Origin of the sequence: Dyella sp., assembly GCF_035486915.1 — a bacterium.
GTDB lineage: Bacteria > Pseudomonadota > Gammaproteobacteria > Xanthomonadales > Rhodanobacteraceae > Dyella_B.
In genome coordinates, this window is record NZ_DATHMR010000054.1 from 1 (window position 1) to 10,914 (window position 10,914).

10 protein-coding genes and 1 pseudogene are annotated in these 10,914 nt (G+C 60.4%); 6 read left to right on the plus strand and 5 right to left on the minus strand.

Features of this window, described 5'->3' with window-relative positions; genetic code table 11:
* Positions 1 to 866: pseudogene (locus VK725_RS04790) on the minus strand (M1 family peptidase); the annotation flags it as partial.
* 318 nt (positions 867 to 1,184) lie between these two features.
* On the opposite strand from VK725_RS04790, the gene VK725_RS04795 reads away from it, so the two are divergent.
* Both VK725_RS04795 and VK725_RS04800 read left to right on the plus strand, forming a co-directional pair.
* Entirely contained in the window at positions 1,185 to 1,859 is a 675-nt protein-coding gene (locus tag VK725_RS04795; RefSeq protein ID WP_325316916.1) for a response regulator transcription factor, read from the plus strand.
* Positions 1,856 to 3,283: a sensor histidine kinase gene (locus VK725_RS04800; RefSeq protein ID WP_325316917.1), complete on the plus strand. Its 1,428-nt coding sequence runs from the start codon at positions 1,856 to 1,858 to the stop codon at positions 3,281 to 3,283. The genes VK725_RS04795 and VK725_RS04800 overlap by 4 nt, the downstream gene beginning before the upstream one ends.
* Positions 3,284 to 3,373: 90 nt before the next feature.
* Here the strand turns inward: VK725_RS04800 and VK725_RS04805 are convergent, their stop codons facing one another.
* Together VK725_RS04805 and VK725_RS04810 are read right to left on the minus strand one after the other, a co-directional pair.
* A complete protein-coding gene (locus tag VK725_RS04805) occupies positions 3,374 to 4,783 on the minus strand; it encodes an aspartate aminotransferase family protein (protein ID WP_325316918.1) in 1,410 nt (469 codons plus the stop codon).
* Between the two features lie 24 nt (positions 4,784 to 4,807).
* Entirely contained in the window at positions 4,808 to 5,509 is a 702-nt protein-coding gene (locus VK725_RS04810; protein ID WP_414648451.1) for an MtnX-like HAD-IB family phosphatase, read from the minus strand.
* 381 nt (positions 5,510 to 5,890) lie between these two features.
* On the opposite strand from VK725_RS04810, the gene VK725_RS04815 reads away from it, so the two are divergent.
* The 4 genes from VK725_RS04815 to VK725_RS04830 are packed head-to-tail and all read left to right on the plus strand — an operon-like array spanning position 5,891 to position 9,940.
* Complete coding sequence (locus VK725_RS04815; RefSeq protein ID WP_325316920.1) at positions 5,891 to 7,147, plus strand: TolC family protein; 1,257 nt, start codon at positions 5,891 to 5,893, stop codon at positions 7,145 to 7,147.
* Complete coding sequence (locus VK725_RS04820) at positions 7,147 to 8,280, plus strand: ABC transporter permease (RefSeq protein WP_325316921.1); 1,134 nt, start codon at positions 7,147 to 7,149, stop codon at positions 8,278 to 8,280. Before VK725_RS04815 ends, VK725_RS04820 begins: the two co-directional genes overlap by 1 nt.
* A 2-nt stretch (positions 8,281 to 8,282) precedes the next feature.
* Positions 8,283 to 9,041 (plus strand): ABC transporter ATP-binding protein, encoded by a 759-nt coding sequence (locus VK725_RS04825; RefSeq protein ID WP_325316922.1) that lies wholly within the window; start codon positions 8,283 to 8,285, stop codon positions 9,039 to 9,041.
* Positions 9,038 to 9,940 carry an efflux RND transporter periplasmic adaptor subunit gene (locus VK725_RS04830; RefSeq protein WP_325316923.1) on the plus strand — a complete coding sequence of 301 codons (903 nt, stop codon included), beginning with the start codon at positions 9,038 to 9,040 and terminating at the stop codon, positions 9,938 to 9,940. The genes VK725_RS04825 and VK725_RS04830 overlap by 4 nt, the downstream gene beginning before the upstream one ends.
* 68 nt (positions 9,941 to 10,008) lie before the next feature.
* On the opposite strand, the gene VK725_RS04835 is transcribed toward VK725_RS04830, so the two are convergent.
* Together VK725_RS04835 and VK725_RS04840 are read right to left on the minus strand one after the other, a co-directional pair.
* The gene (locus VK725_RS04835) at positions 10,009 to 10,326 is read right to left on the minus strand and encodes a non-heme iron oxygenase ferredoxin subunit (RefSeq protein WP_325316924.1); all 318 of its coding nucleotides are present in this window, start codon (positions 10,324 to 10,326) and stop codon (positions 10,009 to 10,011) included.
* Positions 10,323 to 10,874 (minus strand): GNAT family N-acetyltransferase, encoded by a 552-nt coding sequence (locus VK725_RS04840; protein WP_325316925.1) that lies wholly within the window; start codon positions 10,872 to 10,874, stop codon positions 10,323 to 10,325. Before VK725_RS04840 ends, VK725_RS04835 begins: the two co-directional genes overlap by 4 nt.
* Between the last annotated feature and the right edge of the window lie 40 nt (positions 10,875 to 10,914).

Consider the following 10,914-nt stretch of genomic DNA (forward strand, 5'->3'; position numbering starts at 1 on the left):
AGCTGACCCACGGCACCGACGGTGTAATCGCTTGGCACCGTCATGTGCACATCGAACAAGCCGAAGTCCGCGTAGAACTCGCTCTCGAAGTGGAACTCATGCACGTTCCAGCGCACCTGTGTCGCACCGCGTTCGCCGGGCAATTCCAGCACGCCGATCTTGGGGAACCACTGACCGATAAGATTGAAATTGCCAAACCAGCCGGTGCGTTCCACCACACGCGGCAGCTGGCTGACGAAATCGATATCGAGTGCAAGCGTGCCGCCTGCCGGAATCGGCTGAGCAAGATCGATACGCACCACGGTCTGGTCCGTATCCGGACCGCCATCGGGATGCACGAAGCTCCATTTCACAGGCGTACCGTTCTGTTGCACCTGCTGCAACCGAATCCCGCCCCACTGCCCTTTTTCGAGCACGGCGTCGCCGCGCGACGAACCGTGCGCCGTAAGCACCCGGCGCTCGGTAAAGAACGTGCTGCCCTCGTTCTGAAAGGCATTGAGATACAAATGGAAGTAGACACTGCTCACATCGCGATCGCTGCGATTGCGCCAGGTCATGTGTTCCTTCGCCGTGACCGCATGTTTCGCTGCATCGAGATCCGCGTTGATGGTGTAACTCACGACGCGATCGGAAAGCGTCGATTCGTTACCCGTACGCTCGCCACCCCATGCATTGGATGAACTTTGCTGCGTAATGATCGTCTCGTGTGCGGGCGCAAACGGAATGTCTTCCGGTGCGGCAACACTCGACGACGGCGCCGGCTGCGGCTTGGCAGCATGCGTTGCCACCTGTGCACCAGCCTGACATGACCACATCACCACCAACGCGGCGAGCCAAGGCCCACCCCTACCGATAGCAGACTTCATCGCCCCTCTCCCTCGAGATATTCGCCGAGCCTGCGCCAAGCATACCGAAAGCGGCATCGGCCAAAGGTCACACGCCTCTCATCCAAGGCGCTTGTCGCGCGGCTTCGTACGAGAGCAAATCGCCGTTTCATCGATCAAACGCATTTGATTGGCCCGCTCGCCGCCCTTATGTCAGGGACCCCATGGCTGTGCTCATTTCGCGGCAGGCGCTAAGCTGCGCATCCGGGCATGCAGCGTTCATGCACGACGTTGGAAGATACTGAAATTCATGGAAATACCTTGCTTTAGTGGACCAGGCCTGACGGAGCCCAGTAACCGATGCGTATCCTGATCGCCGAAGACGATCCCTCCATCGCTGCGGGCGTAAGCGCCGCGCTGCGCCAGGGTGGGCATGCCGTGGATCATGTATCCGACGGCGCACGCGCCGATGCCGCGTTGAAAGACACGCCTTACGATCTGCTTGTACTTGACCTTGGCCTGCCTGCGCTGGATGGCAGCGAAGTGCTGCAGCGCGTGCGCAAGCGCGGAAGTGGATTGCCTGTGCTGGTGATCACGGCACGCGAAGGTTTGCGCGAGCGTGTGCGCGTACTGGATCTGGGTGCCGACGATTACCTCGTCAAACCCTTCGCGTTGGCCGAGTTCGAAGCGCGCGTACGCGCCTTGCTTCGTCGCTACACTACGCAAGGCGCGCCGGAGCTGACGCTCGGCCGTCTGCGCCTCGATCTTCCAGGCCATCGCGCATGGGTCGACGACACGCCGCTCGAACTCACCGCGCGCGAATTCGGCCTGCTGGAAGCACTTGCCGCACGGCCCGATCGTGTCACCAGCCGCGCGCAATTGATCGAAGCCTTATGCAGCTGGGACGAAGAACTCACCGATAACGGACTGGACATTGCCATCTACCGCCTGCGCCGCAAGCTCACCGATTCCGGCACACAGGTGCGCACCATTCGCGGATTAGGTTACCTGCTGGAAGAGGTCAAGCAGGCATGAACCATCGCACGCTGCTGCGCGAAGGGCGTCAAAGCCTGCGCAAACGCTTGCTGACCACGTTGCTTGTGCCGCTGACGGGACTGCTGATTTTCAACAGCCTCATCACTTACTTCGGCGCGCTGATCTACGCCAATCACGTTCACGACGAGAGTCTTCTCAATGACACGCTGACCCTTGTGCAAATGATGGCCACCGAGAGTCCGGACGGCCGCGTTTCGCCGCAAGCTCAGTTTTTATTGGAATACGAACCGGACGGACACAACTATTTCAGCGTGTTCAGCGCCAAGCATGGCTTCATCGCCGGCAATCCCGTGCTGCAACCGCCGGACAAGCTGTTTCCCGATAGCGGCCAAAGCGATGACCCGCGCCTATACGATGTGCAGATCGAAAAACGCGCGCTGCGTGCTGCCAGCCTGGTGATGACCAACACGCGCGACCCCAGCGATCAGTTGCTCGTCACCGTCGCAGAAACACTGCGCGATCGTCATCAGGAAGCACGCCAGATTCTTTTTCTCAGCATTCCCGCGCAGACATTGTTGCTCCTTGTGGCATTCGTGATGGTGTGGCTGGGCGTTCGCAAGGGACTTCGTCAGCTCGACCCGTTGACCATACAAATTGCCAGTCGCGAGCACGATCTGGCACCGATTGGCGATGAAAACGTACCGGTGGAAATTCTTCCACTGACGCGCACCATTGACGGTCTCTTTGGGCGCTTGCGCAGCATGCTGGCTTTGCACGAACGCTTCATCGCCGATGCTGCGCATCAATTGCGCACACCGCTGGCGGGTCTGCGCGTGCACGCCGAGCGCGCGCAAGCCAGTTCCGATCCCGAAACCATTCGAGATGCACTGAACCACATCGAACGCCTCATCCAGCGCGCCAACCGCACATCCAGTCAATTGCTCGCACTGACGCGCGCACAGACCACCGAACACGAAGCGGGCGATACCGAGTTGCTTAATCTGGCAACCGTGATTCCCGAGCTGGTTGGACAACGCGTGCACGAAGCGCTCGTTGCCGATGTCGATCTGGGTTACGAAGGACCGTCCGGTCCGTTGTGGATCGACGGCGATCGTCATCGCCTGCAGGAATTGCTGGACAATCTGATCGACAACGGCCTGCGGTACGCCGGACGCGGAAGCATGATGACGGTGTCGCTCGCCCAGGAGGGCAACGAGATCTGTCTGGCCGTTGAAGATAACGGCCCCGGCGTTCCACCGGCTTGGCTGGAGCGTTTAGGCGAACGCTTCTTCCGCGTTCCCGGCATCGAAGAGGCAGGCAGTGGGCTGGGATTGGCCATCGTGCAACGCATTGCGGAATGGCACGATGGACGCGCGCGTTACATGACTGGCAACGAAGGTGGCCTGCGCGTGGAGATCGTTTTTCCGATCGGGCAAAAGCCACAAAAAAGCGGCGGTGCCTGAGCACCGCCGTGTTTGCCAGCTTCCCCTGCATGGGAAATTACGACAAGAACCGTACTCGGCTACGGACGTCCAGACGTCCGTAGCCACACATCACATCGCTTTCTTCGCCTTGGTCAGCAGCTGATCGAGCAGGGCAATGGCCAGATCGATCTCTTCGTGCGTGATATCCAACGACGGAGCGAACGTAATCACGTTCTTGTACCAACCGCCCACGTCCAGCACGAGGCCGATCTTCTTGCCGTTATGCTCGAGGTCCCCCGCCAGGCCGATATCGACCATCTTGTCCAAGAGTGCCTTGTTAGGCGTGAAGCCATCGTCAGTGCAGATCTCCGCGCGCAGCGCCAGACCCAGACCGTCGACATCACCGATTTCCTTGTGGCGCTTCTGCAGATCCTTAAGCGCATCGAGGAAGTGCGCGCCCTTCTCCGCCACGGTCTTTTCGTAGTTCAGCTCGTAGCCCATCTTGATGACTTCGAGACCGAGCGACGTGCCAAGCGGATTGGAGTTGAACGTAGAGTGCGTGGAGCCCGGCGGGAAGATGGTCGGATTGATCATCTCTTCGCGCGCCCACAGACCCGACAGCGGATTGAGACCGTTGGTGAGCGCCTTGCCGAATACGATCACGTCCGGCGTCACGCCGAAGTGCTCGATCGACCACAGCTTGCCGGTACGCCAGAAACCCATCTGGATTTCGTCGACCACCATCAGGATGCCGTACTTGTCGAGCACCTTCTTGAGGTCTTTGAAGAAGTTCTTCGGCGGAATGACGTAGCCACCCGTGCCCTGGATCGGCTCGACATAGAACGCCGCGTATTCGGCCTGACCGACCTTCGGATCCCACACGCCGTTGTATTCGGTTTCGAACAGACGCTCGAACTGACGCACGCACGCATCGGAATATTCTTCCGGCGTCATGCCCTTCGGGCGGCGAAACGGATACGGGAACGGAATGAACATCGCGCGCTCGCCGAAATGACCGAAGCGACGACGGTAGCGATAGCTCGACGTGATCGACGACGCACCCAGCGTACGGCCGTGATAGCCGCCTTCGAACGCAAACATCAGGCTCTTGCCGTTCTTGTAGTTACGCACCAGCTTGAGCGAATCCTCAACCGCCTGCGCGCCACCGACGTTGAAATGCACGCGGCCTTTCAAACCGAACTTCTGCTGTGCATCGACGGCAATCGTCTTGGCCAGCTCGATACGCGTCTGGTGCAGATACTGGCTGGCCACCTGCGGCAGCACATCGATCTGACGCTTCAGCGTGTCATTGAGGCGCTTGTTGGCATAACCGAAATTGACGGCCGAGTACCACATCTGCAGATCGAGGAACGGCACGCCAGCGGTGTCGTACATCCAGCTGCCTTCGCCGTGACGGAAAATCTTCGGCGGATCGACGTAGTGAACCGTATCGCCAAAAGAGCTGTACTGCGCCTCGTCTGCAAGCAGCTGCGCATCAGGTATCACGCCGGTTGCGGCGTTCGGATCGTAAGCGTTCATTGGAAAACCCGAAGGGGGAATGGATCAGAAGTTGGACACAGCAGGCAGTGCGTGCGGTTCGTGCTCGGCCAGCAAGCTGCCGTCAAGCAGACGGGGCAGCAACTCGAGCGCATCCTCGAAACCGGTAATCGGCACGTACGCAATACCTGCCGAACGACAATGCTCAATCAAACGATGCTTAGCAAACACGAAATCGACGCGATCAGCGGCGCAGAAATCCGACGCGCCATCGCCAATCAGAAGCGTCTTGGCACCGTCCGTGCGAGCCTGCGCGACACACGCGCATTTGCAGGTGCCGCTGCGGCAACCTTCAGCCTGGAACGGCGAAGTCAGCTGCCACTGGCGGGGTGGCGTAGCCGGCGCCAGATGGTTGGCGGCCAGCGGAAGGTTATCCAGGCCGTAACGGCCCAGGATGCGATGAATGGCGTAGTCCAGGCCATCGCTAACGACCCGGATCGGCGTGTTCAATTCGCCAGCGCGCGCCACGAAGGCCGGAAACGCATGGTCGATCCACAGCCCATCCAGATGCGTGTCCAGTTCTTCGCGCTTCATGTCCAGCAAGGCAACCTGCCCGCTCATGCACTCACGCGAACCAATGCGACCGGCGCGCCAGTCCTGCTCCAGGGCCTCCCATCCGGGACGACCGAAGCGGTCCAACAGCGAGTCGATCACGTCTTCGACCGAGATAGTGCCGTCGAAGTCGCAGAGGATGTTCCAGGCAGTCACGCACACACTCCATCAAAAGTGACTGCCATCTTGACGACTACCCCCTTTCGGTCTCCTTTCCGGGGCCGCAAGCCCAGCGTAAGCAAGCCCATCAGCTTGCCCTAACCGGCTATGCTTACAGTTTGCACGCTCTCTTTTAACGGCCTGCCATCCGTGCACGATTTTGCTTTGCGCAACCCAAACCGTGGAGGCCGCTCCCAAACGGCCTGCCTACGCCTGCTCCCTGCACTGGTTATGGCCTTGCTGGTGGGCTGCAGCGCCGCGCCCTTGCCTGACCTGAAACCACCTGCACCGCAAGCTTGGCGTAATGGGTCCGCGGCACCCCGAGATCCAGCACTGCCAGATCTACATAGCTGGTGGCTGGCCTTTAACGACCCTGTCTTGAATGACCTCGTTCAGCGGGCGCTGGCCAACAACCTGGACGTCGCCGCTGCAAGAGAGCGCATGCTTGCCGCGCGCACCCTCTATCGGCACTCCAACGACAAGTATCTGCCTAGTCTGAAGGGCGATACAAATCAGGTCATCGAGCCCGACGCCAGTGCGTCGTACTTCATTGCCGGCTTTGATGCCCTTTGGGAAATTCCGTTTTTTGGCGCGCTTAAAAGCAATCGCCGCCTTGCTACGGGTGAACTGGATTCCGCACAAGCTCAGCTGCAAAGCACCGACGTGACGCTGGTCGCCGAGGTGGCGCGCTGCTGGATCGAGTTGCGTTCGGCTCAAGAACAGGTTCGCCTGCTCGCAGCGGTCCGCGATGCCGATCGCGAAAAACTGCAACTGCTGCAAGTACGCGCCAACCTCAAGCTGATTTCACCCACCGATGTCACCGCCGGTGAAGCGGAACTGGCACGTGCCGACGTGGCACTCGCCGATCCTGAGCGGGTGATCAACGCCAATGCGCAGCAGCTCGCCGTATTGCTCGGACAAGCCGAGCCCGATTCGTCATGGCTCGTACCCGGTACACAACCGCAGCTCGGCAATTGGCAGCTGACCAGCGCACCGGCTGACATGCTGCGCGCACGTCCGGAAATCGCAAGCGCCGAAGCCGATGTGCTGCGCGCTGCAGGCGAAGCGGGCTTGAGCCGCGCCGACATTTTTCCGCATATTGGGTTGGGCAGTTCGCTCGATTGGTCGTTGAACATCGCACACAACCATCACATCCGTTCCAGCGAAGGCATTTTTTCGGTCGGTCCTGTTGTCGACATGCCCTTGTTCGAATGGGGTTCGCGCGTTGCACAGGAACACTCGAAGAACCACGAGCTGAAAGCTGCGGTTTACGCCTACCGCCAAGCTGTTCTGCAAGGTGTCGCCGAAGCGGAAACCTCGATGGGCGATTTGCAGATATTGCACGAGCGTGAAGCCGCCGCCCAACAGGCGGCGCAATCGCTTGACGACAACACCGTTGCGCTTCAGAAGCGCAGCAAGTTGGGACTCAGCAGCACGCTCGACGTGCAGGATATGCTGATCCAGCAGCAGCAGGCGCAACTTGAACTTGTATCGGCACGCACCGAACGCGATCTCGCGTATGTCTCGCTATACAAGGCACTCGGTGGCGCACCGGTCCAGACACCCGATGTCTCCGCCGATTACGACGCACCTGCCCTGAACGCCAGAAACAACGTCAAGAAGAGTGTCGACTGATGGTCGCCCTCGCGCGCAAGACACTCGTCCACGAATGGCGACGGTTTCTGCCGGCGATTCTCGCGGTCGGATTCGCCAGCCTTCTGCAGTTATTGCAGGCGGCACTGGTGCTGGGCATTTTCGGCAGCGCGAGCGTTTACATCACCGGCTCCTCGGCCGACTTGTGGGCCGGCTACCCGGGCACGCAGAGCGTCAATCTGGGACGCCCCATCCATGAAGATGTGGCGATGCGGCTTCGCATGGACCCGGATGTCACCAAAGTCGAACCCTTCCGCTGGGTCGATGCCGACTGGCGCGGCCCGCGCGATACGGGCGGTGTGTCGGTGTTTGTATCGGGCATCGACTCCCGCCCTGACGGCATGATGTTTTCGCACGCACTGCCACCCGCATTGCGCGCACGATTGAACGAACCGGGCGCGGTGATCGTCGACAAGGCGGACCTCGACAGCCTTGGCGTCAACATCGGCGACACCGCAGCGATCAACGGTCAACGCGTGCGCGTGGTCGGCGTGAGCAGCGGATTGCGCGCATTGGGTGGCGTGAACATCGTCGCGTCGCTGGAGACGGCCCGCGTGTTGGATATCGATCCAGAAGATGCCGGCATGATGACCTACTTCGTCGCGAAGCTGCGCGATCCGTCCAACGCACGGATAGTCGCCAAGCGGCTTAGCGGGTCCGATGCGTTCGGCCCCTATACCGTTTGGACGGCCAAAGAGTTCGCGCGGCAATCCCAAATCTACTGGATGCTCGACACGGGCGCTGGCGCCGGTGTGCTGTTTCTGGCGGGCATTGTGTTTCTGGTTGGCGCGATCATCACCAGTCAAACGCTGATCGCTGCCGTTATCGGCTCGATCCGCGAATACGCCACGTTGAATGCCCTGGGCGTGGGCCGCGGCGCATTGCGTAAGGTGATCATGGAACAGGCGTTCTGGGTGGGCGCGCTGGGCATGGTCTGCAGCATCGTTGTCGGCGTCGCGTTGTTGATCGTTGCGCGCAACCGCAGCGTGCCGATGGAGCTGCATCCGTTTACCGCTGCCGTATGCCTTGTACTGAGCATGGCGTTGGCAATCGTGTCGGGACTGGCCGCGATGCGAATCCTGCGGCGTGCCGATCCTGCAAGTTTGCTGAGGTGACCATGTCGACACCTCACGCCATTTCAAATACGAACGTCTCACTGCAGGCTCTCAGCGTCAGCAAGTCGTTTGTGTCCGGCCGAGTTCATAGCACGGTTCTGCAGAATCTCACTTTGGATGTCTGCGCAAGCGAACTAACGCTGATTTCCGGTCCGTCGGGCTGCGGCAAAAGCACGCTGCTCGCCATTCTCAGCGGCCTGCAACCTGCCGACGGCGGCAGAGTACGCGCCTTGGGGCAGGAACTGAGCGGTCTGAGCATCAACGACCTGGAACGCTTTCGCCTGCAACACACCGGCTTCGTGTTTCAGGGCTTTAACCTGTTTCCTGCGCTCACCGCGCTGGAGCAGGTGGAGTTGCCGTTGAGTTATATGGGTCTTCCCAAAGGTATGGCGCGAAAGCGCGCGGTGGAGTCGCTGGAAGAAGTCGGCCTTGGGCCGCGCATGCGCCTTCGTCCCGCCGAACTTTCCGGTGGCGAAAAGCAACGCGTAGCCATTGCACGTGCACTGGCCAAACAACCCGAACTGCTTTTTGCCGACGAACCGACCAGCGCACTGGATTCGGACAACGGCCAGATCATCATCGACATCCTGCACCGCATTGCCCGCAATCACGGCACCACGGTGTTGTGCGTCAGCCACGACCCTCGCCTGGTCGGCCACGCCGACCGTGTGCTGGCGATGGAAGACGGTCGCATTCTGAGCGACCATGTGCCGCCTGCATCGGCGTCCAAAGCATCCGAGGCCAAGGAGCCTTCTGCATGAATCTGCGCCACCCTCGCCTTCCGCTTGCTCTGCTTGCCGCCGCGCTGCTGGCCGGTTGCTCGCACGATGAAGCACCGGCGACCTCCCAGGCAACGACGCCGGCTTACGTCGCCGTTGCGCGCGGGCGCATCGATATCGAAGGCGGATTGCTCAAGCTGACCATGCCCAGCGAAGGCATTGTGCAAAGCGTAGGTGCTCACGAAGGCGAGCATGTGCAAAAAGGTCAGCTGCTTGCGCAGCTCGATCTTGAGCCCGCAAAGCTGGCACTGGACTCTGCGCTTGCCGAACAACAGCAAGCCAGCGCCCAGGCTTCGGCGCTGGAAGAACGCGTGAAATCCACCGATCTGCGCGCCGCACGCCTGGAACAGGCAGCGCGTGCCGGCGCGGGCGACATACAGAGCGCAGACGACGCTCGGGAAAATGCGCAACAAGTCAAAGCCCAGCTGGACAACGCACGGGCCTCCACAGCGCTCGCATCGCAGAAAGTCGCGGCGGCTCGTTACCAACTCGATCTGCATACCTTGCGTGCGCCTGTCGATGGCCAGATCGTACAGCGCATGGTTCAACCCGGCGCTTCGGTTTCGCCTGCAAGCGGCCCCATCTTTGTGTTTCTGCCTGACTCACCGCGCATTGTACGCGCGGAACTCAACGAGTCCTTCGTCGGTGTCGTACATGAAGGCATGACAGCCGAAGTGGACGACGACAGCGGCAGCGGCCTGGCGCCGTTGAAGGCGCACGTGCTTCGCATTGGCAACGTGTTTGGCGCCAGCACGTTGGAGGACGATCCGCAGGTTCGTGCCAATACGCGTTCGGTGGAATGCGTACTGACGTTTGATCAGCCGCCCGCGACTTCGTTGCGTATTGGTCAGCGCGTGTTGGTGAAGTTCGATCCGAAATAACTGTCGTCATCGACGAGCAGTTTTTAACTCGTCATTCCGGCGAAGGCCGCAATGACGGAGTAGTGAATTTATCGATCGTCGCGTGTCCAAATCAACCCGTCTTTCTCCATAACCGGAAACCGCGCAATCGGCTCATACGCCGGCGGACATGTCGGCATCCCGGTGCGCAGATCGAATCGCGCACCATGGCGCGGGCATTCCACTTCGACCCCGATGATTTCGCCGCCTGCAAGCTCACCGCCGTCGTGCGTGCAGATGTCTTCCACGGCATACAGGTCGCCGTCGACATTGAACACCGCAATCGCCGTATCGCCGTCCCACACCACTTTGAACTCACCGGGTAGCAACTCCGAGCGCGTACCCACTTCCACCCATGTCTCGCTCACGGCGCCGCTCCTGAAAATTCCTTGACGAGTAATTCAAAGCGCAAATCGTCGCGACGCGGAATACCAACGCGTTCATCGCCGTAAGGAAACGGCTTGTATTCGCCGGTACGGCGATAGCCGCGCCGTTCGTACCATGCGATCAATTCGCTGCGCAGGTCGATCACCGTCATGTGCATGGCACGGCAATGCCATGTCTCGCGAGCGATGCGTTCTGCCTCGGCCAAAACGTGTTTTCCGAGCCCACTACCCTGCAACGATGGATCGACGGCGAACATGCCGAAATACGCCGAATCATCGTGCCGCTCGATATGGCAGCATGCACGCAACACACCCTCGACGATTGCCAGCAGGATAAGGCCATGCTCCGGCGACTCCAGTAACGGGGCCACCAGTTCGGCATCGGTGCGACGGCCGTCCAGAAGATCGGACTCGGTGGTCCAGCCGCGCCGGCCGGAGTCGCCGCGATAGGCGGACTCCACCAGCGCAACCACGGCGTCGATGTCAGCTTGCCCGGCGGCGCGGAAAACAGGAGCGATTGCGGTAATCATCTGCCAATGATAATCCGCAACCTGCGCCTTGTCTGGCTAT

Coding starts and splice junctions, on each gene's coding strand:
- VK725_RS04795 (WP_325316916.1), top strand. CDS start 1,185: ATGCGTATCCTGATCGCCGAAGACGATCCCTCCATCGCTGCGGGCGTA.
- VK725_RS04800 (WP_325316917.1), top strand. CDS start 1,856: ATGAACCATCGCACGCTGCTGCGCGAAGGGCGTCAAAGCCTGCGCAAA.
- VK725_RS04805 (WP_325316918.1), bottom strand. CDS start 4,783: ATGAACGCTTACGATCCGAACGCCGCAACCGGCGTGATACCTGATGCG.
- VK725_RS04820 (WP_325316921.1), top strand. CDS start 7,147: ATGGTCGCCCTCGCGCGCAAGACACTCGTCCACGAATGGCGACGGTTT.
- VK725_RS04825 (WP_325316922.1), top strand. CDS start 8,283: ATGTCGACACCTCACGCCATTTCAAATACGAACGTCTCACTGCAGGCT.
- VK725_RS04830 (WP_325316923.1), top strand. CDS start 9,038: ATGAATCTGCGCCACCCTCGCCTTCCGCTTGCTCTGCTTGCCGCCGCG.
- VK725_RS04840 (WP_325316925.1), bottom strand. CDS start 10,874: ATGATTACCGCAATCGCTCCTGTTTTCCGCGCCGCCGGGCAAGCTGAC.